Origin of the sequence: Nonomuraea helvata (assembly GCF_039535785.1) — a bacterium.
Classification (GTDB): Bacteria; Actinomycetota; Actinomycetes; order Streptosporangiales; family Streptosporangiaceae; genus Nonomuraea; species Nonomuraea helvata.
In genome coordinates this window covers 36898-61543 of sequence record NZ_BAAAXV010000008.1, presented here as the reverse complement: position 1 = coordinate 61543, position 24646 = coordinate 36898, and the positions used below count along the sequence as shown (strand labels likewise).

Annotated in this window: 25 protein-coding genes; 9 read left to right on the top strand and 16 right to left on the bottom strand. The window is 70.3% G+C overall.

Annotation, left to right across the window (positions count from 1 at the left end; genetic code table 11):
* Window positions 1-15 precede the first annotated feature (15 nt).
* Together ABD830_RS27660 and ABD830_RS27655 are read right to left on the bottom strand one after the other, a co-directional pair.
* Window positions 16-591 (bottom strand): TetR/AcrR family transcriptional regulator, encoded by a 576-nt coding sequence (locus tag ABD830_RS27660; RefSeq protein WP_344993364.1) that lies wholly within the window; start codon window positions 589-591, stop codon window positions 16-18.
* Window positions 592-2097: an MFS transporter gene (locus tag ABD830_RS27655; RefSeq protein WP_344993361.1), complete on the bottom strand. Its 1506-nt coding sequence runs from the start codon at window positions 2095-2097 to the stop codon at window positions 592-594.
* Between the two features lie 53 nt (window positions 2098-2150).
* On the opposite strand from ABD830_RS27655, the gene ABD830_RS27650 reads away from it, so the two are divergent.
* From ABD830_RS27650 to ABD830_RS27625, 6 genes are all read left to right on the top strand, one after another.
* Entirely contained in the window at window positions 2151-2858 is a 708-nt protein-coding gene (locus ABD830_RS27650; protein WP_344993358.1) for a DUF1838 family protein, read from the top strand.
* Window positions 2855-3259 (top strand): HIT family protein, encoded by a 405-nt coding sequence (locus ABD830_RS27645; protein ID WP_344993356.1) that lies wholly within the window; start codon window positions 2855-2857, stop codon window positions 3257-3259. The genes ABD830_RS27650 and ABD830_RS27645 overlap by 4 nt, the downstream gene beginning before the upstream one ends.
* A 15-nt stretch (window positions 3260-3274) precedes the next feature.
* Window positions 3275-4453 (top strand): sensor histidine kinase, encoded by a 1179-nt coding sequence (locus ABD830_RS27640; RefSeq protein ID WP_344993354.1) that lies wholly within the window; start codon window positions 3275-3277, stop codon window positions 4451-4453.
* Window positions 4454-4486: 33 nt separating this feature from the next.
* Window positions 4487-5239 (top strand): LytR/AlgR family response regulator transcription factor, encoded by a 753-nt coding sequence (locus ABD830_RS27635; RefSeq protein WP_344993351.1) that lies wholly within the window; start codon window positions 4487-4489, stop codon window positions 5237-5239.
* Entirely contained in the window at window positions 5239-5667 is a 429-nt protein-coding gene (locus ABD830_RS27630; protein ID WP_344993348.1) for a hypothetical protein, read from the top strand. Before ABD830_RS27635 ends, ABD830_RS27630 begins: the two co-directional genes overlap by 1 nt.
* A gap of 67 nt (window positions 5668-5734) precedes the next feature.
* The gene (locus ABD830_RS27625) at window positions 5735-7222 is read left to right on the top strand and encodes a sodium/solute symporter (RefSeq protein ID WP_344993345.1); all 1488 of its coding nucleotides are present in this window, start codon (window positions 5735-5737) and stop codon (window positions 7220-7222) included.
* A gap of 11 nt (window positions 7223-7233) precedes the next feature.
* Here ABD830_RS27625 and ABD830_RS27620 read toward each other — a convergent pair whose 3' ends face one another.
* The 5 genes from ABD830_RS27620 to ABD830_RS27600 all read right to left on the bottom strand — a co-directional run bounded on the left by ABD830_RS27620 (window position 7234) and on the right by ABD830_RS27600 (window position 9673).
* A complete protein-coding gene (locus tag ABD830_RS27620; RefSeq protein ID WP_344993342.1) occupies window positions 7234-7677 on the bottom strand; it encodes a protease inhibitor I42 family protein in 444 nt (147 codons plus the stop codon).
* A 32-nt stretch (window positions 7678-7709) separates the two neighbouring features.
* The gene (locus ABD830_RS27615; RefSeq protein WP_344993340.1) at window positions 7710-8288 is read right to left on the bottom strand and encodes a DUF3618 domain-containing protein; all 579 of its coding nucleotides are present in this window, start codon (window positions 8286-8288) and stop codon (window positions 7710-7712) included.
* Window positions 8285-8665 (bottom strand): phage holin family protein, encoded by a 381-nt coding sequence (locus tag ABD830_RS27610; RefSeq protein WP_344993337.1) that lies wholly within the window; start codon window positions 8663-8665, stop codon window positions 8285-8287. The genes ABD830_RS27615 and ABD830_RS27610 overlap by 4 nt, the downstream gene beginning before the upstream one ends.
* 63 nt (window positions 8666-8728) lie before the next feature.
* Window positions 8729-8893, bottom strand: a complete 165-nt coding sequence (locus tag ABD830_RS27605; protein ID WP_344993334.1) for a hypothetical protein — start codon at window positions 8891-8893, stop codon at window positions 8729-8731.
* A gap of 18 nt (window positions 8894-8911) precedes the next feature.
* Window positions 8912-9673 (bottom strand): methyltransferase domain-containing protein, encoded by a 762-nt coding sequence (locus ABD830_RS27600; RefSeq protein ID WP_344993331.1) that lies wholly within the window; start codon window positions 9671-9673, stop codon window positions 8912-8914.
* A 91-nt stretch (window positions 9674-9764) separates the two neighbouring features.
* On the opposite strand from ABD830_RS27600, the gene ABD830_RS27595 reads away from it, so the two are divergent.
* Together ABD830_RS27595 and ABD830_RS27590 are read left to right on the top strand one after the other, a co-directional pair.
* A complete protein-coding gene (locus tag ABD830_RS27595; protein ID WP_344993328.1) occupies window positions 9765-12746 on the top strand; it encodes a DEAD/DEAH box helicase in 2982 nt (993 codons plus the stop codon).
* Between the two features lie 2 nt (window positions 12747-12748).
* Complete coding sequence (locus tag ABD830_RS27590) at window positions 12749-13525, top strand: SWIM zinc finger family protein (RefSeq protein WP_344993326.1); 777 nt, start codon at window positions 12749-12751, stop codon at window positions 13523-13525.
* A gap of 30 nt (window positions 13526-13555) precedes the next feature.
* Here the strand turns inward: ABD830_RS27590 and ABD830_RS27585 are convergent, their stop codons facing one another.
* From ABD830_RS27585 to ctaD, 8 genes are all read right to left on the bottom strand, one after another.
* Window positions 13556-14494, bottom strand: a complete 939-nt coding sequence (locus tag ABD830_RS27585) for a diacylglycerol/lipid kinase family protein (RefSeq protein ID WP_344993323.1) — start codon at window positions 14492-14494, stop codon at window positions 13556-13558.
* Window positions 14495-14545: 51 nt separating this feature from the next.
* Window positions 14546-17290 (bottom strand): immune inhibitor A domain-containing protein, encoded by a 2745-nt coding sequence (locus tag ABD830_RS27580; RefSeq protein WP_344993320.1) that lies wholly within the window; start codon window positions 17288-17290, stop codon window positions 14546-14548.
* A gap of 146 nt (window positions 17291-17436) precedes the next feature.
* Entirely contained in the window at window positions 17437-17778 is a 342-nt protein-coding gene (gene frdD, locus ABD830_RS27575) for a fumarate reductase subunit FrdD (RefSeq protein WP_344993317.1), read from the bottom strand.
* Window positions 17775-18158, bottom strand: a complete 384-nt coding sequence (locus ABD830_RS27570) for a hypothetical protein (protein ID WP_344993314.1) — start codon at window positions 18156-18158, stop codon at window positions 17775-17777. The genes frdD and ABD830_RS27570 overlap by 4 nt, the downstream gene beginning before the upstream one ends.
* Complete coding sequence (gene sdhB / locus ABD830_RS27565) at window positions 18155-18901, bottom strand: succinate dehydrogenase iron-sulfur subunit (protein ID WP_344993311.1); 747 nt, start codon at window positions 18899-18901, stop codon at window positions 18155-18157. Before sdhB ends, ABD830_RS27570 begins: the two co-directional genes overlap by 4 nt.
* Window positions 18894-20639 (bottom strand): fumarate reductase (quinol) flavoprotein subunit, encoded by a 1746-nt coding sequence (gene frdA, locus ABD830_RS27560; protein WP_344993308.1) that lies wholly within the window; start codon window positions 20637-20639, stop codon window positions 18894-18896. The genes sdhB and frdA overlap by 8 nt, the downstream gene beginning before the upstream one ends.
* A gap of 5 nt (window positions 20640-20644) precedes the next feature.
* Complete coding sequence (locus tag ABD830_RS27555; protein WP_344993305.1) at window positions 20645-20878, bottom strand: hypothetical protein; 234 nt, start codon at window positions 20876-20878, stop codon at window positions 20645-20647.
* Window positions 20879-20910: 32 nt separating this feature from the next.
* Window positions 20911-22623, bottom strand: a complete 1713-nt coding sequence (gene ctaD, locus ABD830_RS27550) for an aa3-type cytochrome oxidase subunit I (protein ID WP_344993303.1) — start codon at window positions 22621-22623, stop codon at window positions 20911-20913.
* Window positions 22624-22871: 248 nt separating this feature from the next.
* Here ctaD and ABD830_RS27545 point away from each other — a divergent pair, with 248 nt between their 5' ends.
* Window positions 22872-24095 carry an aspartate aminotransferase type Ic gene (locus tag ABD830_RS27545; protein ID WP_344993300.1) on the top strand — a complete coding sequence of 408 codons (1224 nt, stop codon included), beginning with the start codon at window positions 22872-22874 and terminating at the stop codon, window positions 24093-24095.
* Here the strand turns inward: ABD830_RS27545 and ABD830_RS27540 are convergent.
* Entirely contained in the window at window positions 24076-24630 is a 555-nt protein-coding gene (locus ABD830_RS27540) for a hypothetical protein (RefSeq protein WP_344993297.1), read from the bottom strand. The two genes, ABD830_RS27545 and ABD830_RS27540, sit on opposite strands and share 20 nt — an antisense overlap.
* Window positions 24631-24646 lie beyond the last annotated feature (16 nt).

Genomic DNA, 24646 nt, shown 5'->3' with positions numbered 1-24646 from the left:
GCGGCTCCCGAAGGATCAGGCGAGCACGGCGCGGCACAGGACCGTGAGGGTGGTCTCCCTGACGACCGCGGGGTCCGCCCCCGTGGCGATCCGGCGTTGCGCCTCGCCCAGGATGCTCCACCCCAGGTGCGCCACCAGGTCCGGGTGCGGGCACCCGGCGTCGGCCAGGATGGCGCGGAGCGGGGCGATCATCGTCTCGTGGAGCTGGTCGAGCCGTTCCTGGCACTCCCGGGGCAGCTCGACGGAGGACACCGCGCGCAGCAGCGCGTAGTCGGGGTGCGTGACGAACGACAGCGTCACCGCTCCGAAGGCCCGCACCCGCTCCCGCGCCCCCTCGGCCCCGGAAGAGGCCTCTTCCAGCCGGGCGGTCCAGCGCGGGATGGCGTCCTCGACGAGCTGGGCCAGAATGTCGGCGGTCGAGGAGAAATAGCGGTAGACGCTGGAGCGGGCCAGCCCCACGCGGGCCCCGACGGCCGCCGGCGTGAGGCCGGCCGGGCCTTCGGCGACGAGGATCTCCATCGCGGCCGTCAGCAGGGCCGCGTGCTGGCTGGCCCGGTGGTCGGCCACCGTGGCCGCGCTGATCCTGGGCACTCACTCCTCCTTGCGTCGCCTCCCCCCAGTATCGGGCAGCAGCAGCGTCGTCCCGACGCCGCCGAGCAGCACGAGCCCCGTGACGATCGTGACCCGGCGGGTCGCCTCGGCGGAGGCGGCCACGGCCGCGGCGCGCTGGACCGGGTCCCTGATCGCCGCGACGGCCGCCCCTGCGCTGTCGCGTACGGCGCGCCGCAGATCGTCCGAGGCGGGCAGGTGGCGGGCCATCGCCTGGTCGAGCCCGGTCACCAGGACCGCGCCGAGCACCGCGATGCCGATGGCCGCGCCGAGCTGGCGGATCGTGCTCTGCAGCCCGGAGGCCACGCCGGACTGCCGGGCCGGTACGTCGGCCAGCATGACGTTCGGGAGCTGGGCCGAGGCGAACCCGACGCCGACCCCGTACACGACGAGCCAGGGCACCAGCGTCCACGGCCCGAGCGAGGGTGAGACGGCCAGGCCGATCGCGATGGCGGCGACCGCCTCCAGCCCGAGCCCCAGCCGGACGATGACCCGCGGCGCGAGCGGCAGCTTGGGCACGACGCCGCCCGCCAGGAACGTGCCGCCCGCCAGCGCGGCCACGATCAGTCCCGTCCGGAACGCGGTGAACCCCATGGCCGACTGCAGGAACAGCGGCAGCACCAGGATCAGGCCGAACTCGCCGAGCGTGATGATCATCGCGGCCACGCCGCCGTACCGGAAGGAGGGGATGGCGAGCAGGGAGAGGTCCAGGATCACCGGGCGGCCGGCCCGCGCCCTGGCCCGCTCGACCAGCACGAACGCGGTGAGCGCGAGCACGGCCACCGGGAACGCCGCCAGGATCGGGCCGGACCAGCCGTACCGCTGGCCCTCGATCAGCCCGAACACCAGCGACGACGTGCCCGCCACCGACAGCAGCCCGCCCGGCACGTCCGAGCCGCCCGCCTGCGGGTCCTTCGACTCGGGCACCCGCACCGTGCCGAGCAGGACCAGCAGGCCGATCGGCAGGTTCACCCAGAACGCCCAGCGCCACCCGAAGTCGGTCACCAGCCAGCCGCCGAGCAGCGGGCCCAGCGCGGCCATGCCGCCGATGACCGACCCCCAGACGGCGAACGCGACGGTCCTGCGCGTGCCCGTGTAGAGGAAGTTGATGATCGCGAGCGTCATCGGCACCACCATGGAGGCGCCGACCCCCTGGATCACCCGCGCGCCGATCAGCATCGCACCGCTGCCCGCCGCGGCGGCCAGCATGCTGGCGGCCAGGAACACCACCAGCCCGAGCGCGAACATCCCCCGCCTCCCGCGCACGTCGCCGGTGCGGCCGAGCGGGATGAGCAGGGCGGCGAACGCGAGCGAGTAGATCGAGTTCACCCATTCGACGTCCGTCGCCGACAACCCGAGGTCGCCCATGATCGCGGGGACGGCCACATTCACGATCGTCGCGTCGATGATGATCATCGACATGCCGACGCCGAGCACGAACAGCGGGAGCCAGCTCTGCTGCCGGGTCCCGTCACTTAGCAACGCCATGTCGCCAAAGATAGCAACACCATGTCGCAAAGCAACGGACTACTGTGGGGATCATGGATTTCATCCGGGTGCGCGCGTCCTCCGACGGCGCGGAGACGATCTCCTACTGGACCGGCGACGTGTACGGCTGGCAGGACGACGGCGGGCCGCACCACCTGTTCGGGTTCGAGGGGCTCAACGTGGCCAGGGCCGTCGAGACCGACGGCGGCTGGCAGCTGCTGACCAGGGAAGCCGCCCTCTACCTCGACCCCGGGAGCAGGCAGGTGCTCGACTCCTGGGACAACCCGTTCACGGAGCGGACGGTCGAGGTGCAGCACGTCTTCAACGACCCGGTCAACCAGCGGCTCGGCGCCTACCCTGTGCCCACGACCCGCCTGGGCGACCAGGTGGTCCACAACGTGGACATCCGGCTGGCCTACCCTTCGCCGCTGAAGGTCGCCGACTATCCCGAGAACTCGGCGAACGACACGTACCGGGCGCTGGAGCTGTTCCAGTTCTTCACCTCGGCCGAGGACCTGGACTCCGGCGTGCCGGACGTGCCGTGCGTGTTCTCGTGGTGCCGGGTGTCGCCGTGGCTGCCGTGGATGGCGATGGGGCAGCGCGGGGGCGGGCTGGTCTACCACTGCAGGGGCGCCAAGGTGGCCGAGGTGCCGGAACGGCTGCGCGAGCGGGTGGGCGAGCGGTTCCTGCACGCCCCTTCCGAGTGGTCGGCGCCCAACGTGACGAGCTGGACGGCCTTCGCGGACAAGGTCAGGCCGTGAGCACCGACCCGTTCTGCGAGATCATCGCGGGTGAGCGACCGGCGACCATGGTCCACTCCGACGAGGTGGCGGTCTCGTTCCTGGACGCGCGGCCGGTCTTCAAGGGGCACGTGCTGGTGGTGCCGAGGATCCATGTGGAGACGCTCACCGACCTGGCCGACGTGGGACCGTTCTTCGAGCGGGTGCAGGCCATGGCCAGGGCGGTGGAGAAGGGTCTGCAGGTCGCCGGCTCCTTCGTGGCCATGAACAACCGCGTCAGCCAGAGCGTGCCCCACCTGCACGTGCACATCGTGCCGCGCAACAGGAAAGACGGGCTGCGCGGCTTCTTCTGGCCGCGGACCAGGTACGACTCCACCGAGGAGGCCGCCTCGTACGCCGATCTGATAGCGAAGGCCCTCTGAGCTAAGCTCCGCTGCGTGGAGTACGTGGTCGGCGTCGCCGTGGTGGCGGTGCTCGTCGGCGTGCCCGCGATCGTGCTCTGGCGCGTCATGCGGGGCCGCCGCGAGCTGGGCACCAGCCCGGCGGAGCGGGCCGCGTTCGAGACCCTGCACACCGCCTCGCTGGCCGGGCCGCCGCTGCGGGCCGGGCTGACCGCCGACGGCGCCGAGCGCGCCTCACGGCACCTGCGCGCGCTGCTCGGCTGCGCCGCCCTCGCCATCACCGACGGCGAACGGCTGCTCGTGTACGACGGCGACGGCGACCACCACGCCGACCAGGCGTTCGAGCACGCGGCGGCCACCTTGAAGGACGGCCGCACCCAGGTGCTGACCATCGACTGCGAGCTGCTCGAATGCCCCATCCGCCACGCCGTCGTCGTGCCGCTCACCACCGACGACCGGGTGGTCGGCGCCCTCGCCGCCTACGGGCAGACCGCCTCCGCCGGCCTGGTCAGGGCCGCCCAGGAGGTGGCCGGATGGGTGGACTCCCAGCTGGAGCTGGCCGAGCTGGACCGCTCGCGCACGCTGCTCATGGAGGCCGAGGTGCGGGCGCTGCGCGCGCAGATCTCGCCGCACTTCATCTACAACTCGCTCACCACGATCGCCTCCTTCGTCCGCACCGATCCGGAGCGGGCCAGGGAACTGCTGCTGGAGTTCGCGGACTTCACCCGCTACTCCTTCCGCAGGCACGGCGAGTTCACCACGCTCGCCGAGGAGCTGCGCTCGATCGACCGCTACCTGATCCTGGAGCGGGCCAGGTTCGGCGACCAGCTCCAGGTGACGCTGCGCATCGCGCCCGAGGTGCTGCCGGTCGCGGTGCCGTTCCTGTGCCTGCAGCCGCTGGTCGAGAACGCCGTCAGGCACGGCCTGGAGAGCCGCAACGGCGTCGGCCGCATCACGATCATCGCCGAGGACGCGGGCGCCGAGTGCCGCATCAGCGTCGAGGACGACGGGCTCGGCATGGACCCCGATCGGCTGCGCCGCATCCTCGCAGGTGACATCCCCGCATCGGGCGGCGTGGGGCTGGCGAACGTGGACGAGCGGCTGCGCCAGGTGTACGGCGACGAGTACGGTCTCGTCGTCGAGACCGCCCAGGGAGCGGGCACGAAGGTCAACGTCAGGTTGCCGAAGTATCACCCAGGCGTCTCTGCCCGTTGACCTTGATCTTTGTTGTCTGTTTTATCACTATCTATGGCACAACTACGGGTCCTCGCGGTCGACGACGAGCTGCCTGCCCTCGAAGACCTGTCGTACCTGCTGCGTGCCGATCCCCGCATCGGCGAGGTGGCCTCCGCCAGGGACGGCGCGGCGGCGCTGCGGCTGCTCGACCGCGCCATCGCCGACGGCCGCCCGATCGACGCGGTCTTCCTCGACATCCGCATGCGCGGGCTCGACGGGGTGGTGCTCGGGCGGCTGCTGTCGCAGTTCGCGAACCCGCCGCGGGTGGTGTTCGTGACGGCGTACGAGGAGCACGCCGTGGACGCGTTCGAGATCAAGGCCGAGGACTACCTGCTCAAACCCGTACGGCCGGAGCGGCTGGCGGAGGCGATCAGACGGGTGGCGGTCTCCGCCGACGTGCCCGTCGAGGGCGGGGAGACGGACACCATCCCGGTCGAGCTGGGCGGGGTGACGCGGTTCGTCTCCAGCGCCGACGTGATCTACGTGGAGGCGCACGGGGACTACGCGCGGCTGCACACGGCGACGGGCAGCCATCTGGTCCGGATCCCGCTGGCCACCCTGGAGGAACGGTGGGCCTCGGCCGGGTTCGTCCGCGTGCACCGCAGCCATCTGGTGGCGGTCAAGCACATCGAGGAGCTGCACATCGACTCGGGCAAGTGCACGGTGCGGGTCGGCGACACGGAGCTGCCGGTCAGCCGCCGCCACACCCGCGAACTACGGGACCTGCTGGTCCGCCGGGCCAGGAAGGCGAGGTCGGCGCCGTGATGAGCCCCGAGCCGCGGCCCGCACGCCGGGCGCCCCTCCCCAAGACCGACGCCTCCCGGCGGGAGAGCACGCGCAGGGTGGCCGTGACGAGCCCGCGCACGGCCGCCGCCCGCCGCCCCCGTTACCCGGCCACCAGGGAGATCGACGAGCAGACCCGGCTGGGCGAGGTCTACATGCGCTCGTTCCTGCGCACCCAGTTCAGGCTGGCGCTGTTCGTGTGCACGGTGCTCGCCTGCGTGGTGGGCGGGCTGCCGCTGCTGTTCCTGCTCATCCCCCAGCTGCGCTCGGTGCACCTGCTCGGCATCCCGCTGCCGTGGGCGGTGCTCGGCGGGCTCATCTACCCCGCCTTCGTCATAGGCGCCTGGCTGTACGTGCGCCAGGCCGAGCGGAACGAACGCCACTTCGCCGAGCTGGTCGAGCGCCAATGAGCGGGCGTAGCGAGCGAATCATCAAACGCGTCCTCTTCAGGCTCATGCGAGCGGCGGAGCCGGTCGCATGAGCCTGACGGCGGTATTGGTGGTCATGGTGGCGGCCGTGCTCATCGGGGCGTTCGGGATCAGGTTCTCCCGTACCACCTCCGACTTCTACGTCGCCTCCCGCACGGTCAGCCCGCTCTGGAACGCCTCGGCCATCGGCGGCGAGTACCTGTCGGCCGCCTCGTTCCTGGGCATCGCCGGGCTCATCCTGTCGTTCGGCGTGGACATGCTCTGGCTGCCCGTCGGCTGGACCGGCGGGTACCTCGTGCTGCTGGTGCTGGTGTCGGCGCCGCTGCGGCGCTCCGGGGCGTACACGCTGCCGGACTTCGCCGAGGCCAGGCTCGAGTCGATGACCGTGCGCCGCACCGCGAGCGTGCTCGTCGTGCTGATCGGCTGGCTCTACCTGATGCCGCAGTTCCAGAGCGCGGGCCTGGTGCTGCGTACGATCACAGGCGCGCCCGTGTGGGTCGGCGGGCTCCTGGTCGCGGTCGTCGTGGCGGTGAACGTGCTGTCCGGCGGCATGCGGTCGATCACGTTCGTGCAGGCGTTCCAGTACTGGCTCAAGCTGACGGCGCTGGCCGTGCCGCTGGTGTTCCTGATGATGGCGTGGAAGGCGGACGGAGCGCCCCCGGTGAGCGTCCAGGACGCCGCCACCTGGCAGGTGCCGCTGTCCGGCGGCAAGGAGTACGGGCTGTACTCGACGTACTCGCTGATCCTGGCCACGTTCCTCGGCACCATGGGGCTGCCGCACGTGCTGGTGCGGTTCTACACCAACCCGGACGGCCGGGCCGCGCGCCGCACCACGCTGGTCGTGCTGACCCTGCTCGGGGCCTTCTACCTGCTGCCCGCCGTCTACGGCTGGCTCGGCCGGCTCTACGCGCCCGACGTGATCGGGGCCGACACGGTCGTGCTGACGCTGCCCGCGCGGATGGTCGGCGGGACGCTGGGCGACGTGCTGACGGCGCTGGTCACGGCGGGGGCGTTCGCCGCGTTCCTGTCCACCTCGTCGGGGCTGACCGTGTCCGTGGCGGGGGTGATCGCGCAGGACCTGCTCAAGGGCGGGGTGCGCTCGTTCCGGATCGCCACGCTGATGGCGGTGGTGGTGCCGCTGGTCCTGGCGCTCTGGGCGCGGGCCCTGCCGGTGGCGGACGTGGTGGGGCTGGCGTTCGCGGTGGCGGCCTCGTCGTTCTGCCCGCTGCTGGTGCTGGGCATCTGGTGGCGTCGCCTCTCGACCACGGGCGCGCTGGCCGGGCTGTTCGTGGGCGGGGGGCTGGCGTGCGCGGCGGTGCTCGTCACGATCGTCGCCGGTCCCCACGACGGGGCCGCGGGGGCCCTGCTCGCCCAGCCGGCGGCGTGGACGGTGCCGATCGCGTTCGCGGTGATGGTGTCGGTGTCGTTCCTGACGCCGCACCGGGTGCCGGCGGGGGTCGCCAGGACCATGGTGCGGCTGCACGCGCCTGAGGACCTCGACCTGGACCGCGGCGACTGGCGGCCCCGCTCGTCCTAGCGGGCCGGCGGCTACTTCACGGTGACGTCGAAGACGGCCTCGCCCGACTGCTGTCTGCTCTCCTCATTGGGCGGCGTCGTGGACTGGCCGCACCGCCAGCAGTCGCGCAGCCTGATCTGCGTCGCGCCCGGGCGCTTGCTGTTGAACACGAAGTACGTCGTGCCGCCGGCCCCGACCCCCTCGCCCTTGTGCTTGCTCTCCTCGCTGATGAACGAGGCCACCTTCGGGTCCGGGACCGCGACCAGGTCCCAGTTGTCGCCCACCGACGGGTTGTCGGCGACGGCCAGCGAGAAGCGCTGCCCGGAGCGCAGCTCGACGCGTACGGTCGAGCCCTTGGCGCCCTTGACCACTGTGCCGAGATTGCTCACCGCTGAGCCTCCGCCGCACCCCGCCACCAGCAGGACGGCCAGCAGGACAGCCGGCATGGCGGCGGGGACGCCCGTTCGACGCATCATTCCGGCAGGCTATCGGCCCCCGCCGACGCCCTTTACCGGGACCTGCGGCGGCGGTCGCGCATCATGCTCCGGACGGCGAAGGCCACCGCGGCGCCCCCGGCGGCGATGAGCAGCACGGGCCGCTTCCTCGCCGCCTGTGCCGCGTCCCTGACCTGGCGCGGCGTGCTCTCGCGCACCTTGCCCCTGACGGACCCGGCCGCGTGGCTCGCGCGGGCCTTCACGTCGGCCTTGGCGGCCAGGGCGCTGACGGTGTCGCCCAGCTCCCGCCGGGTCTCCTCGATGTCCCTGCGTACGTCAGGCTCTTCCCTGTGGCGCACCCCGTGGAGCGGGGACGACTGGTCGTGGAGCGACCCGCGTGGTGTGGGCACCGTCTCCTCCTCGGCTCGCTGGCTCTCGGCGGCCTCCGCCCGTTCGTCGCGGACGGGGGGTTCGGGAATGAATGTCTCGTGCTCCGCACGGGCCTCCTCCGCGTGCCGGGCGTTCTCCGCCGCGCCCGGCCTGGTCGGAGGCACGTTGATGGACTCGCGTTCGGTCGGCGTGCCCACGGTCGCCCTGCGGGCGCCGACGTTGCCCGCGTGTTGCTCGCTGTATCCGGGGTCGGTCTCGCTCATCGCCGTGCCCTCTCCTTGACCATGTCGATGTCGGCCTTGACGCTCGCGAGAGTCTCTGACGGGACGGGTGGGCCGACTCGTTTCACCTGGGTCCGGCCGGTCAGGCCGAGCATCGCGGCGATGAGGAACAGCGCTCCCGCCACGATGGCGGCGGCCGCCCAGCCGGGCAGCACCAGGGCGAGGAGCAGGATGACGGCGGCAACGAGCGCGGCACCGCCGAAGAACGCGGCCATCCCCGCCGCGCCGAACAGACCCGCACCGAACCCCGCGCGCTTGCCTTTTTCCGCCAGCTCCATCCTCGCCAGGCGGAACTCGTCTCTCACGAGCCTTGAGACCTGCTCGGAGAGGTCGTTGACCAGCTTGTGGGTGTCGTTCACGACGTTCGCCTCCTCCGTGAGGAAGGCGACTACCCAGCCAAGCGGCCTTCTATCACCGGGCCCTTACCGCTTGGCGACCTTGAGCAGGAACCCCAGCGCCGACAGCACGGGGTCTTTCTGCACCTCGCACCAGTTGTCGGGCTGCTTCGGCCTGCTCCACGGAGACGGGAGCTCGCAGGAGGGAGCCTGGGGCTTGGGCCGCTCACACCACGATCCGGGAGGGTTCATACCAAACATTCTACAACTTCAGGTATGGCTTATATAAGCCTTCCCGCAGATGAGGTGGGTCAGCGCGGCCACGCCCCGGTAGGGGTCGGTCCTGCCCGCCCGCTCCTCCGCCGCCAGCAGGTCGTCGAGGTCGTCGGGGATGGGCGTGTCGTCGGGCACGGCGTCGCAGAACACGCGTACGCCGTACCACTCTTGTACCTCGAGTCCGTGTACGGCCAGCCGCCGCGTGAGCTCGCCGAGCCGGTCGGCCCTGGCGGCGACGCCGAGCCTGTTGACGTAACCGGTGCCCTCGAACGCCTGCAACGCCCCCGTCCAGTCGCCCATGAGCCCGGGTCGCAGGGCGAGGGCGTCGCCGTTCCGCACGAGGAGCGAGAGGATGCCTCCGGGGGCGAGCAGGCGGGCCAGGTCGGCGAGGAGCGGGTCGGGGTCGTCGAAGTACATCAGCACGCCGTGGCAGAGGACCGCGTCGAAGCTGCCCGGCTCGAACAGCTCCCCCAGCCGCTCGGCCTCCGCCTGGACCGTACGGACCGCCATGCCCGGCTGGATCCCGGCCTCCAGGAGGCGAAGGAGGTCGCGGGAGGCGTCGAGCGCGACGACGTGATGGCCTCTGGCGGCCATCCTGAGCGCCTGCGTGCCCTGGCCCGACCCCACGTCGAGCACGTGACAGGGGGCCTTGGGCAGGTGCTCGGCGAGCTGGCGGGTGACGAGGTCCTGCCTGATGACGTCGCGCAGCTTCCCCAGCTTCGCGCGCCACTTGTCCTCCGCCCCCGAAAACCTCATGTCAGGATCCTAAGCTCTCCCGATCTTCCTGGCGGGCGGGCGCGGGGGCCATGCGGGTTCGATCTTCCGTTCCGGGCGGTAACCTGCCGAGGTGCTGGTACACGGGGTCTGGTCGGCTGAAGGGCTCGCCTTCTGGGCGGAGACGGCCGGCGCCGTGCCCGCGGCGAGCCGGCGGCGTCCCACGGAGGCCGAGAGCGTGCCCCATCCGTTCGCCGCTCCCGCGGACGGCGTCGCCGCCGAGCTGGTCCTCGACGAGCCGCCGTCACGGACGCTGGAGCTGCTCCTGCCCGGCTCGGCCAAGGAGCCGCTGCCCTCGCCGGAGACCGGGCGGCTGGCCGAGGTGACGCGCCCGCGGCTGCGCCTCTGGCAGGTTCCCGCGGTCGTCCCGCCGGTCTCGCAGGCGCTGCACGTCCTGGCCGAGCACACCGGCACCGCGACCATGCGCCACTGGGCCGCCGTCGCCGCCTTCGCCCATGACCTGGTACGCCGGGGCCGCGTCATCCCGCAGCTCATCCCCGGCGCGACCGCCCCCGAGCCGGAGCCCGAGCCCGAGCCCGGCGATTCCATGGCCATGTGGGCGGTTCCGCGGGCCGGCGCCCGGGCCGGGTGGCGGCCGGTGGTGACCGGGGCCGACGCCGGATACTTCCGGGAGCTGGCGCTGGCCATGCCGCCCGCCTGCCGCACCTCCCGCACCGAGCGGCCGTCCGCGGACGTCCTGCGGGAGGCCCTCGAAGCGTTCACCGACACGCTCGTCCGGCAGGCGCTCACCGAGCCCCTGGTCGTCACACCCAGGACGCTCCACGAGCGCTGGCTGGCCGCCCTGACCGGCGACGTGCCGGACTGCCCCGACGTCCCGGACCTGCGCCGGGAGCTGGAGAAGTGGCGTGACTCGGTCGAGTCGGCCGAGGGCGCGACCAGGGTCTGCTTCCGCCTGCTGGAGCCCGCCGACACCGACGACTGGCGGGTCGAGCTGGCGTTGCAGGCCGCCGACGACCCCAGTCTCTACGTCCCCGCCGCCCACGTCTGGAGCGGCGAGAAGGTGGCCGGGCTGCCGGGCGTTCCCGAGAGGGAGCTGCTCGCCGGGCTGGGCCGGGCCGTCCGGCTCTATCCCGAGCTGGACCACGCCCTGCGCGGGCCCAGGCCGAGCGAGCTGGCGCTGGACACGGCGGGCGCGTTCGGGTTCCTGAGGCAGGCGGCGCCGCTGCTGCAGGCGGCCGGGTTCGGGGTGCAGCTGCCGCGCTGGGCCGGGCGTACGAAGCTGGGGCTGAAGCTGACCACCAGGGCCAAGGCGCAGACGGCGGCCACCGGCCAGGGGTTCGGGATGCGGGAGCTGGTCGACTTCCGCGTCGAGCTGGCGGTGGGCGGCGAGACGATCAGCGAGGCGGAGCTGGCCGAGCTGGCCCGGCTGAAGGTGCCGCTGGTCAGGGTGCGCGGCCAGTGGGTGGAGCTGGACGACCGGCAGCTCAAGGCCGCGCTCAGAGCCGTGGCGGGCTCCCGCACGGGCGAGGCGACCGCCTCGGACATGCTGCGCCACATCGTCGGCACCGATCTCTGGGGCGATGACGAGCTGCCGCTGGTGGCGGTCGACGCCGACGGCGTGCTCGGCGAGCTGCTGTCCGGCCAGGCCGAGCGGCGGCTCGTGCCCATCACGACCCCGGCCGGGCTGGACGCCACGCTCAGGCCCTACCAGGAGCGCGGCCTGGCGTGGCTGAGCTTCCTGTCGGAGCTGGGCCTGGGCGGCGTGCTGGCCGACGACATGGGGCTGGGCAAGACGGTCACCACGCTGGCCCTGCTCGTCCACGAGCGGGCCGGCACCCCCACGCTGCTCGTCTGCCCCATGTCCCTCGTCGGCAACTGGCAGCGGGAGGCCGCCAGGTTCGCCCCCGGCCTGCGCGTGTACGTGCACCACGGCAGCGGGCGCGACGCCGCCCTGATCCCGGGGGCCGATCTGGTGATCACCACGTACGGCACCGCCCACCGCGACCTGGACGCGCTCAAACAGCACGAGTGGCGCAGGGTCGTGTGCGACGAGGCCCAGGCGATCAAGAACAGCGGCACGCTGCAGGCCCAGGCCGTACGGTCCATCCCGACCGGCACGAGGCTCGCCCTGACGGGCACCCCGGTCGAGAACCACCTGGCCGAGCTCTGGTCGATCATGGAGTTCGCGAACCCGGGGCTGCTGGGGCCGCGTTCCCGGTTCAGGACCCGCTTCCAGGAGCCGATCGAGGCCCGCCAGGACGAGCAGGCCGCTCAGGCGCTCAAGCGGGCGACGGGGCCGTTCATCCTCCGGCGCGTCAAAACCGACAAATCGATTATTTCTGATTTGCCAGAGAAGCTGGAGGTCAAGGAGTGGTGCCCGCTCACCACGGAGCAGGCCACGCTCTACCAGGCGGTCGTGGACGACATGCTGGCCAAGATCGAGGGGAGCGAGGGCATCGAGCGGCGCGGGCTGGTGCTGGCGACCATGGCCAAGCTCAAGCAGGTCTGCAACCACCCGGCCCATCTGCTCAAGGACGGCTCCCGCCTGTCGGGCAGGTCCGGCAAGCTCACCCGCTTGGAGCAGTTGTCAGAAGAAATCCTGGCAGAAGGCGAAAAGGCTCTGCTTTTCACGCAATATGCCGAATTCGGGAGCATGCTCCAGCCGTACCTCGCCCAGCGGCTCGACACCACCGTGCTCTGGCTGCACGGCGGCCTGCCCAAGAAGACCCGCGACCGCCTGGTCGAGCGGTTCCAGCACGACGACGAGCCGATGCTGTTCGTGCTGTCGCTCAAGGCGGCCGGGGTCGGGCTCAACCTGACCGCCGCCAACCACGTCATCCACGTGGACCGCTGGTGGAACCCGGCCGTCGAGGACCAGGCCACCGACCGGGCGTTCCGCATCGGACAGCGCAAGAACGTGCAGGTACGCAAGCTCATCTGCGCGGGCACTCTCGAAGAGCGCGTCGACCAGATGATCGAGCGCAAGAAGGCCCTGGCCGAGCGGGTGGTCGGCACCGGCGAGGACTGGCTGACGGACCTGTCGACCGACGAGCTGCGCGAGGTGTTCAGGCTCACGGCGGAGGGGGTGGGCTGACGATGCCCGACGACAAGCGCGCCTGGTTCGAGGACGCCAGGCCGATCAGGGTCGAGGGCGGCATCAGGGCCCGCACCCAGCGGGGCAGCATCGGCTCCACCTGGTGGTCCAGGCGCTTCATCGACATCCTGGAGCGCATCTGCGACAAGGGCCGCCTCACGCGCGGCCGCGCGTACGCCCGCCAGGGCCAGGTCCTGTCGATCGACCTGTCCCCCGGCAAGGTCAGGGCGTCCGTCCAGGGCTCGCGGCGCCGTCCGTACGAGGTCGTGATCAGGATCGAGGCGTACGGCGAGCAGCGCTGGGCCGCCATCGAGGAGTCGATCGCCGAGCAGGCCGTCTACCGGGCCAAGCTGCTGGCGGGAGAGATGCCGACGGAGATCGAGGAGCTGTTCGCCGCGCTCGGGATCGACCTGTTCCCCCGCGACCTCGACATGGACTGCTCGTGCCCCGACTGGGGCTTCCCGTGCAAGCACCTGTCGGCGGTGCTCTACCTGCTGGCCGAGTCGTTCGACGACGACCCGTTCCTGGTGCTGGCCTGGCGTGGCCGTACCCGGGAGCAGCTGCTCGGGTCGCTGGCGGAGGAGGCGTCCGGGGTGGAGGTGGAGGACGTGCCGTTCGCCGACCGGCTGGCCGACTTCTACGCGCCCGGCGCCACGGCGCACCGGCCCGAACGCCGCCCCACGACGGCCGCCCCGGACCTGCTCCTGCGCGTCTTCCCGCCCCCTGCCGACCTGGCCGGCACCCTCACCCGGGCCTACCAGGCGCTCGCCGACTCCTGACTCGGCACCGGCCGCCGCAAGCGGGTGTGGTCAGCGGTCCTCGAAGGAGTCGGGCACCATCACGCGCACGCCGTTGGGCACCACCCGGAGCCGGATCGGCGTGCGCAGCCGTACCTCGCCGTCCACGTCCGCCGCCATCGGCGGGTCGGTCTCCAGCAGCATCTCGCGCCCCACCACGAACGGCCCGCCGGCGAGGCTGCGCCACCGCCCGGTGGTCGCCCTGATCAGGGTCTCCCCGAGCAGCCGCAGCTTCTTGCCCGAGCCGAGCTGGTAGGCGACCAGCTGGCCGTTGTCGATGCTGATGTCCCTGGCCACCTGCCAGCCGCCGTGGAAGCGGCCGTTGGCGATGTTGAGCTGGTGAGTGAGCAGCTCGTGGCGCTGCCCCTCCACGGTGATGTACGCGCGGAACGGCGTGTGCCCCGGCAGGATGGTCAGCGCGGTCAGCGGGTAGGCGGGACGCCCCACGATGCGCTTGAGCCACGGCTTGACCCTGCCCGCCACCTCGACGGAGACGCCGAAGCTGGCGAGGTTGGCGAACGGCCGGTCGTCGGCCATGCCGAGGTCGATGTCGGCCACCTTGCCGGTGGCGAACACCCTGATCGCCCCGGCCAGGTCGAGCGGGAGGCCGAGGCTTCTGGCGAAGTTGTTGGTGGTGCCGAGCGGCAGCACGCCGAGCGCCACGTCGCGGTGTGCCACGTGGCGCACCGCCGAGGAGAGGGTGCCGTCGCCGCCGCCCACGATGAGCAGGTCGGGCTTGGTGCCCAGGGCCGTGTCAAGCAGCTCGCGCAGCCGCTTGGGGTTGTAGACCGACAGCTCAGCCAGCGGCTCGAACCCGAGGTTGTGGATCTGCTCGATGACCTCGAAGTAGTGGCGGCGGCCCCGGCGCGAGCGAGTGTTGACCACCACTGCCACCTTGCGATCCCTCCGGATCGCCTCGGTGTGCTCGTCCTTGGTGCGCAATTCGCTCATGGACACCAATGGTATGGGCCGCCAGGAGGTCCCGGCGGCCCATGATCACTACTACTTCTTCGGCGGGACGACCTGGACGATGGCGCCCAGGTTGCCCGGCAGCGGACTCACCAGCTTGAACTGCACGCCCAGCGCCTTGCCCTCGTCACCGGGGTTGCCGGTGCCGAGCTTCGAGCCGGCGACCACCTGGCCGTACAGCTCCGTGGCGGGGGTGCCGTCCTGGTGCACCACGCGGGTGGTGTACGCCTGGTCGCCCTTCGACGGCACGACCACCGAGGCGTCGAAGTCACGGTAGTAGAGACTGCCGTTGATGACCTCGAGGCCCGGGTACCAGGTCTTGGCGTCGGTGAAGGCCGGGACGCCCTTCTGCGCGGGCAGGTCCGTGCAGTACGCGCTGAACGGCTCGTCCGCCGCCTCGATGCACTCCTTGAACGGGTACGTCTTGCCGAACCCGAACGCGGCGTTGGACGACTGGACGCGCCCCTGCAGGTTCTTCTGCAGCGTCGGGTCCTTCTCGGCCGCGGTCCCGGTGCGGCGCAGCGGTTCGAAGTGCGAGTCCACGACCAGCAGGCTGCCCTTGGGGCCGAGGCTCGGCGGGAGCCGCAGGTTGTTGGAGAGGTTGTTGTTGGTGAACGTCGAGTCGCGGTACCACACCAGCAGGCCCGGCGCGTTGTAGGCCAGCTTCTGCACCTTCCACGCCCCGTCACGGGAGTAGTCGGTGTCGTAGGTGTACTTCAGACCGTTGTCGAAGCCGTCGAAGTTACGCCACTCGGCCAGGTAGAACCGGGAGATCTCGCGCTCGCCGTTGTTGCGGGTCCAGCCCTGGCCGCTGGTGTTGGTGAAGGTGCCACCAGTGGCCTTCCAGCCGTTGTCGCCGCCCTCGACGTCGTCGCTCCACACGGCCGTGGCGCCGTTGGTGAGCTGGAAGTCGTCGGCGTGCCAGCCGCGCTCCTCGAAGGCGGCGTCGGTGTTGTACGTCAGCCGCAGCTTGACCGTCTTCCCGGCGAACGGCGTCAGGTTGACGTAGTCGTGCCGCCAGCCGCCGCTGTCACCGGTGAGGCCGTACTTCTTGTCGCCGAAGGTCTTGAGGTTCTTGTTCGGGTCCGGGTAGTCGTCAGGCGTGCTGACCTCGTTCCCGGCCTCGTCGAAGACCTTCTGCTGGGCCCAGGTCTGGCCGCCGTCGGTCGAGACCTCGACGAAGCCGAAGTCCCAGTCCTGCTCGATCACGTAGTTGTTCCACATCCACAACTTGAGATCGGTCCCGGCGGGGACGGGCAGGTCGCGCGTCAGCGTGAGGTTGGCCCAGTCCTGGTCCAGGCCGCTCCACCAGGCGTTCGAGCCGCTGTGGGGGTCGATCATCTTCACCGGGGCGGAGGGCACGTTCACCCGGACGCCGTCCTCGGTGAGCCTGGGCGTGCGCGAGGACTGGCCGACCGTGACGAGCCTGGCGGCGTCGCCCGCGTTGAACGTCTTCGGGTTCGCCCAGCCGAGCACCCACTTGTCCCACAGGCCCATGTGGGCCGGCATCGACTGGAAGATGGGGCCGGAGTGGGAGCCGCTGGACATGAGGTCCCAGAAGTCCACGGCCGAGCTGGCCGCGCCCGAGGTGTCGTACAGGTCGGGCAGGCCCAGGTCGTGGCCGTACTCGTGGGCGAAGACGCCGACGCCGGAGTCCTCGGGCTGCACGATGTAGTTGGAGATCTTCTTGTCACTGCCGGGGATCTTGTAGCCGCCGGCGACCGCGCTGGAGTGGGCCCAGATCGCGTACGTGCCCTGGGCGCCGCCGTCGGATGACTTGTCCTTGCCGGCGTGGACCAGCACCAGGTGGTCGACCACGCCGTCGGGCTCGTTGAAGTTGCCGTCGCCGTCGGCGTCGGAGGTGTCCTCGAGGTCGTAGTCGGCCCACGGGAAGTTCGGCTGGGCCTTGGCCAGCGACTGCACGACGTCGATGGGCAGCTGCTGGGCGCCGAGCGGGTTGTCCGGGTGGCCGGACATGTCCTGGGGAGCGCCGCCGCACTTCGCCGCGCCGTAGTAGGCCTCGGAGTGCGGGACCTTGATCCAGCCGACCGCCGACCCGGTGACGGAGTAGGCGCCCTTGGACATCTCCTCGTACATCTTCTTCATCGTGTAGCCGGAGATGTCGATGCCGGCCTTGCCGTCGCGCGGGTCCTTCAGGTCGGGGCGCACGCGCTCGGTGATGCCCTTGTCGGTGTAGAGCATCTTGTTGAAGTGCTCGGTGCTGAAGTCCTTGACCCAGAAGGAGTTGTTGTCCTTGTGCGGCAGCGTGGCCGGGTCGGGGATGTTGTTGTGCAGGGGACCGTTCTTGAGCGTCCCGGCCGGCTCGACCACGCAGTCGTCGGGTGCGCTGTTGACGGTGCGCAGCCGGTTGAAGCCCGAGAAGTCGTCGTTGGCCTGGTCGTTGAACTCGACGAGGATCGTCAGGAGTTTGGCCGTGCGGGTCTGCTTGGAGTTCTTGAAAATCCATTCAGCGGGGTTGCGGCCGGTCTTGATGGCCTGGTTCTCGCGGGCGGCGAGAATGCGACCGGCTGCCGGATTCCCGCTGGTGAACTTCCTGTCGAACTTCTGCGCCGGGGTCAGCGAGCGCTGCTTGCCGTCGTTGACCGAGGGCTCCTGCGGGTCCTTCTCGACCGCGGGCGGAGCGTAATTGATGTAGTAGTCCGCGGCCGTGGGCTCGTAGTCGGCGGCTGACGCCGCTTGAGCCGTAGGCACGGACAGGGCGGCGCCGAGAAGGGCGACCGCCGGGAAAGCTGCTAATAAGCGCTTCGTGCTGGGCACCAGTTACCCTCTCTGCCCGGGGTCACCGGGCGCATGGCCATAAGGGAGTGCAATGCCGGACGCTAGAGGGTAAGTCAACGAAACGTAAAGTACGTTGTTGAAACGTGATCAAAGGGGGACATTTGGTGCATGGTTCGCGCCGCGCCTCAGAACAGTATTAGCCCGGCCGTTATCGCGCCCACGACCGCGCCCCCGTAGCAGATCACCGCTATAACCAGGTCGAACCTGGCGATGCCGAGCAGTTCCTCGCTGGTGAACCGGATGCGGTGCGCGGCGTGGAAAAGACAGAGCACGACGACCGCCAGGAGCGCGAGCCGCACCAGCACGTTGTCGGCCAGCGCGCGCAGGTGCTCGGCCGTCGGCCAGTCCACCACGCCGAGCGGCATGAGCACCCCGAAGAGCAGCACGAGCACCGGCAGCAGGAGCGCCGCCACCACTCCCCCACCGCTGAAGAGCAGCCACAGGTACGGCTCCAGGGTGCGTCTCATGGCGACCTCAGGATGAAGTAGGCGATCAGCACGGAGAGCACCACCCAGGCCGAGTGGTTGCCGCCCTGGATCATCCAGGCGGGCACCCGCCAGCCGTCCAGCCGGACGACGGTGGCCTTGGGGGCGAGGTTGAGGAACGTGATCGTGTGGAGGACGGTCGCGGCCAGGGCGAGCACGTTGATCGCGATCATCCACGGCCGGCCGGCCAGCGCGCCGAACTCCTGGAGGCTCCCGGTGCGCACGGCGTCGACGAACATCAGCAGGAAGACGATCGTCCAGGCCACGAAGACGCTGGTCAGCTCGCGCAGCACGAAGAAGGCGCAGTGACGGGTGCGGGCGAACCACAGGTTGTCGCGCGGCGGCCGGTACGCGCCCGTCATCGCCTGCTCCACGGCAGGACGGAGCGCAGGGCGGCGGTCAGCTTGTAGCGCTGGATGGCCTCGGCCGGGTCCACGTGCTTGGGGCAGACCCGCGTGCACTCGCCGACGAACGTGCACCCCCACACGGCGTCCTCCTGGTTCAGCACGTCGAACCGGTCGCCCATGTCGCGCGAGTCCAGGTTGTAGCGCTGGGCGAGCGCGATGGCGGCCGGGCCGAGGAAGTCGGGGTCGAGCACGTAGACGGGGCAGGCCGAGTAGCAGAGCAGGCAGTTGATGCACATGCTGTACTGCTTGTACGCGTCCAGCTGCTCGGGCGTCTGGGCGTACTCGGTGGTCAGCGGCAGCTCCTCGCCCTCTCTGACCAGCCACGGCCGCGTGGACGACAGCTTGGCGAGGAACCCGTCGATGTCCACGACCAGGTCCCTGATCACCGGGAAGCCTTTCAGCGGCTCGATCCTGATCGGGCCCTCGCCGTACTCGGTGAGGAAGGTGCCGCAGGTCAGCCTGGGCTCGCCGTTGACGGTCATGCCGCAGGAGCCGCACACGCCCATCCGGCACGACCAGCGGTACGACAGGCTGCCGTCGAGCTGGTCCTTGATGTGGTTGAGCCCGTCGAGCACCGCCCAGTCAGGCATGAGCGGCACGTCGTACCCCTGGAACACCGGCTCGTCGTCCTCGCCGGGCCGGTAGCGGGCGACCTCCATCCTGATCGTCCGCGTAGCCGTTTCCTTGGTCTCAGTCACGGCCGTACACCCTTTCTCCCGGAGGCCAGCGGGTGATCGTCACGGGCAGCAGCCCGACGGACGGGGTGCCGTCGGGCGCGCGGTGCACCAGCGAGTGCGCGAGGTAGGCGTCGTCGTCCCTGGCGGGGTAGTCGGTGCGCTGGTGCGCGCCGCGCGACTCCTGCCTGTTCAGCGCGCAGGCCACGATCGTCTGCGCGACCTCCAGCATCGTGTGCAGCTCCTGCAGGTTGATCAGCTCGGTGTTGAACGCGGTGCTCGTGTCGTCGATCCGCACCTCCTCGGCGCGCTCGCGCAGCTCCGCGAGCGTGTCGACGGCCTTGGTGAGCACGTCGCCCGTGCGGTAGATACCGGCCGCCCCCTCCAGCGTGTGCTGCATCTCCTCGCGCAGGTCGGCGATCCGCTCACCGGTGCTGCTGCCCTCCCGCCCGCGTTCCAACCGCCGCCGCTCGTCGTCCCCCTGGGTCCGTACGGCCGCCGCCTCGCCGTCCCGGTGCGACCTCGCGAACTCGGCGGCCGCGATGCCCGCGCGGCGGCCGAAGACCAGGCACTCCGGCAGCGAGTTGGAGCCGAGCCGGTTGGCGCCGTTGATGCTCACGCAGGCGGTCTCCCCCGCCGCGAACAGCCCGGCGATCGGGGTGGCGCCGTCGATGTCGGTGTGGACGCCGCCCATCATGTAGTGCACGACCGGGCGTACCGGGATGAGGTCGGTGGCCGGGTCGAGGTTCTGGTAGCTCCTGCAGAGCTCGCGCACGAACGGGATGCGGGCGTCGATCTTGTCCTCGCCCAGGTGGCGCAGGTCGAGGTAGACGACCGGCCCGTACGGCGTGTCCACGGTGCGGCCCAGCTGCTGCTCGTGCACGAACGCCTGGGAGAGCCGGTCGCGCGGGCCCAGCTCCATGCTGCGCAGCTTGGGCGTGGGCGTGGGCTTGCCGAGGTCGTAGTCCTGCAGGTAGCGGTAGCCGTCCTTGTTGATCAGCCAGCCGCCCTCCGCCCTGGCCGCCTCGGTGATGAGGATGCCGGTGAACGGCAGGCCGGTCGGGTGGTACTGGACGAACTCCATGTCCTTGAGCGGCGCTCCCGCCCGGTAGGCCAGGGCCATGCCGTCGCCGGTCTTGATGGCGGCGTTCGTGGTGAAGGGGAAGACGCGGCCGCACCCGCCGGTGGCCAGGATGACGGTCCTGGCCGCGATGGTCTCGATGCGGCCGGTCCTGATCTCGACGGCCACGACGCCGTGGACGCGGCCGTCGTCGACGACGAGCTTGGTGACGTACCACTCGTCGTACCTGATGACGTCCTGATATTTCAGGGATGTCTGGAACAGGGTGTGCAGGAGATGGAAGCCCGTCTTGTCGGCGGCGTACCAGGTGCGCATCTTCTTCATGCCGCCGAACGGGCGGACCGCGACGCGGCCGTCGCTCTCCCGGCTCCAGGGGCAGCCCCAGTGCTCGAGCTGGATCAGCTCCTTGGGTGCCTCGGCCACGAACGCCTCGACCGCGTCCTGGTCGCAGAGCCAGTCACCGCCGGAGATCGTGTCGTAGCAGTGCTCGTCGAGCGTGTCGCCGATGCCGATCACCCCGGCGGCGCCGCCTTCGGCGGAGACCGTGTGGCTGCGCATCGGGTAGACCTTCGAGACGACCGCCACTGCGAGCGGAGGGCCCCCGGCTTTGACAGCCTCGGCGACCGCGATGGCCGCCCGCAGGCCCGCTCCGCCTCCTCCGACGATGAGCACATCGATCATTTACGTCACTTCCCGTGGTCCGGTTGCACCGGGTCCTTCACCCGCTTGCCGTCGTGCCGGATGGCGGACAGGTGGATGCTGCCGTCGTGGTATTCGTGCCGGATCCTCCGGCAGCCGCAGTCGAAGAGCTGGTCACGGATCACCAGGCCGTAGCCGTCGTCGTCGACGAGGCGCTCACCGCCCGACTTCTTCCCGCAGGGGGCCAGCTCGGGGGTGAAAGGGATTTTCATGCCTGTCATCGCCGATCTCCCTAGATAGGCGAATTTCCTGATCAGTCGAGGTCTTCCTCGGCGGTCCTGTCCGGCTCGACCTCGGGGGCCTCCTCCCGCTCCACGACGGGTGGCCGCTCGGCCTGCTCACGGGGATAGTGCAGGTCGAAGGCGGGCCGCTCGGAGCGGATCGGCGGCATGCTGGTGAAGTTGTGGCGCGGCGGCGGGCACGAGGTGGCCCACTCGAGGGAGTTGCAGTAGCCCCAGGGATCGTCGAGCGTGACCTTGGGCGCGTGTCTGGCCGTCTTCCAGACGTTGTAGAGGAACGGCAGCGTCGAGGCCCCGAGGAGGAACGCCCCGGCGGAGGAGATCTCGTTGAGCGTCGTGAACCCGTCGGCCGGGCTGTAGTCGGCGTACCGCCTGGGCATGCCCAGCTGGCCGAGCCAGTGCTGCACCAGGAACGTGGTGTGGAAGCCGATGAACAGCGTCCAGAAGTGCACCTTGCCGAGGCGGTCGTCGAGCATCCTGCCGGTCATCTTCGGCCACCAGAAGTAGAAACCGGAGAACATGGCGAACACGACCGTGCCGAAGACGACGTAGTGGAAGTGGGCGACCACGAAGTACGTGTCGCTGATGTGGAAGTCGAGCGGCGGCGAGGCCAGGATGATCCCGGTGAGCCCGCCGAGCAGGAACGTCACCAGGAACCCGACCGCGAAGAGCATCGGCGTCTGGAAGCTCAGATGGCCCCGCCACATGGTGCCGATCCAGTTGAAGAACTTCACCCCGGTCGGCACCGCGATGAGGAACGTCATGAACGAGAAGAAGGGCAGCAGCACCTGGCCCGTCGCGAACATGTGGTGCGCCCACACGGTCATCGACAGCCCGGCGATGGCGATGGTCGCGCCGACCAGCCCCAGGTAGCCGAAGAGCGGCTTGCGGCTGAACACCGGGACCACCTCGGAGATGATCCCGAAGAACGGCAGCGCGATGATGTAGACCTCGGGATGCCCGAAGAACCAGAACAGGTGCTGCCAGAGCATCGGGCCCCCGTTGGCCGAGTCGAACACCTGGGTGCCGAGCTTGCGGTCCGCCTCCAGCACGAGCAGCGCCGCCGCGAGCACGGGGAACGCCATCAGCACGAGCATGCTGGTCAGCAGCACGTTCCAGGTGAACAGCGGCATCCTGAACATCGTCATGCCGGGCGCCCGCATGCCGATGATCGTGGTGATGAAGTTGACCGCGCCGAGGATCGTGCCCAGACCGGACAGGGCCAGGCCCATGATCCACAGGTCTCCGCCCATCTGCGGCGAGTACATGGCCGTCGACAGCGGCGTGTAGGCGAACCAGCCGAAGTCGGCCGCCCCGCCCGGCGTGAGGAACCCCGCGACCACCATCAGCCCGCCGAACAGGAACAGCCAGTACGCCACCGCGTTCAGCCGCGGGAAGGCGACGTCCGGCGCGCCGATCTGCAGCGGCATGACCACGTTGGCGAACCCCGCGAACAGCGGCGTGGCGAACAGCAGCAGCATCACCGTGCCGTGGATGGTGAAGAGCTGGTTGTACTGCTGCTGGCTGACCAGCTGCATCCCGGGGGCGACGAGCTCGGCCCTGATGAACATGGCCATGGCGCCCGCCACGAGGAAGAACCCGAACGAGGTGATCAGGTAGAGGTACCCGATGACCTTGTGATCGGTCGTCGACATCCAGGAGGCGATGACGGTCCCGGTGCGGCGGCGCCTGACCTGTTCGAACGAGGTCTCCCGAACAGTCGTCACGGCTGCTCCCTCCTGCGCGGAGTGCTACCTGCGACGGACCGCCGGAGGCGGCCCGGACTGCCCCGATCTACCCATTGCACGCCAAGCAGCGCCGCTGGGGAAGACGTTCTTTACCATTTCGCCCGGAAGCTTTGACGGGGCGACTCAACATGCGGCTCACACCCGACGTCCCACATTGCGGATATTTACCGGCTCACCTGGTGGCTTCTTCTATCCTTCGTAGCCGGACCGACTATGGAGGAGATCTCGTGACCGCTCAGGCTGACTACTCCGCCCTCGTCCAGCGAGGGCTCTCGCTCGACCTCACCAGGGGCAAGCCGTCGCCGCGCCAGCTCGATCTCTCCAACGACCTGCTCAAGCTGCCCGCGTCGTACCGGGCGGCCGACGGGACGGACGGCCGCAACTACGGCAACCTGCAGGGCCTGGCCGAGCTGCGCGAGCTGTTCGCCCCGCTGGTGCAGGTGCCCGCCGAGCGGCTCGTCGTCGGAGGCAACTCCAGCCTGGCCCTGATGCACGACACGATCGTGCACGCGCTGCTCACCCCGGTGCCGGGCGCCACGCGGCGGTGGGTGGAGGAGCCGGAGATCACGTTCCTGTGCCCCGTTCCCGGATATGACCGGCACTTCACGATCACCGAGCGGTTCGGGATCAAGATGGTGCCCGTCCCGATGAACGCCGACGGCCCCGACATGGACGTGGTCGAGCGCCTGGTGGCCGCCGACGCGAGCGTCAAGGGCATCTGGTGCGTGCCGAAGTACAGCAACCCGTCCGGCGTCACCTACAGCGACGAGACGGTGCGCAGGCTGGCCGCCATGCCGACCGCCGCCCCCGACTTCCGGATCTTCTGGGACAACGCCTACGCGGTGCACCACCTCACGGACACCCCGGACGAGCTGGCCGACCTGCCGGCGCTCGCCGCCGAGCACGGCAACGCCGACCGCGTGTTCGTCTACGCCTCCACCTCCAAGGTGACGCTGGCGGGCTCCGGCGTGTCGTTCTTCGGCTCCTCGCCGGCGAACGTCGAGTGGTTCCTGCACAACACCTCCAAGCAGTCCATCGGCCCGGACAAGATCAACCAGCTCCGTCACATCGAGTTCCTGCGTGACCCGGCGGGCGTGGCCGCCCACATGAAGCGGCACGCGGAGCTGATCGGACCGAAGTTCGAGCTGGTCGACAAGGTGCTGACCGAGCGGCTCGGCGACCTCGGCACCTGGACGAGCCCCAAGGGCGGCTACTTCATCAGCCTGGAGGTGCCGCACGCCGCCGAGGTGGTGGCCAAGGCGAAGGCCGCGGGCATCGCGCTGACGCCCGCGGGCGCGACGCACCCGTACGGCAAGGACCCCGACAACCGCACGATCAGGCTCGCGCCCACCTTCCCCGAGCTGGACGAGCTGGAGCAGGCCATCGAGGGCCTGGCCGTCTGCGTCCGCCTGGTGGCGGAGGAAGGGCTGATCAGCGGCCGTTGCCCCTGAAGCCGAAGATGTACTCGCGCGTCTCGCTCGGATGGAACGAGACGCCGACCCCCGGCTCGAACACGACGTTGTCGCGGGAGCAGTAACGCAGGCCCTCCCAGACGGCGAGGGCCTTCTCCCTGGCCGGGGCCTCGAGGGTGTCGCGCTTGCGGGCGCCGTACGAGCCGAGCACGTTCAGCAGCCCGAACCCCCAGAACAGGCCCGTCAGGCAGAACGGGGCGAGCAGCACCTCGCCCCACTTGGGGTCCTGGCCCATCGCGATGACCAGCGACACGACGAGGTGCACCAGGGCCGCCACGCCCAGCATGATGTAGCCCTGGTTCCTGGCCCAAGGGGTGTAGTGGCGGCTGGGGAACGACAACCAGACCGCGAGCTGCGTACGGCTCATGACGTGCTTCGACGCGCCGAGAGCCGCCCTGGCGGGCAGATCGGCGACCTCGCGGGTGCCTGGCAACCTGACTCTGCCGATCTTGTACGTGGTCCCGGCCGCGACCGCTCCGGGGACCGCAATGATCTGGTCAGTTTCCGAACACACCGGGCACCTGACTTCC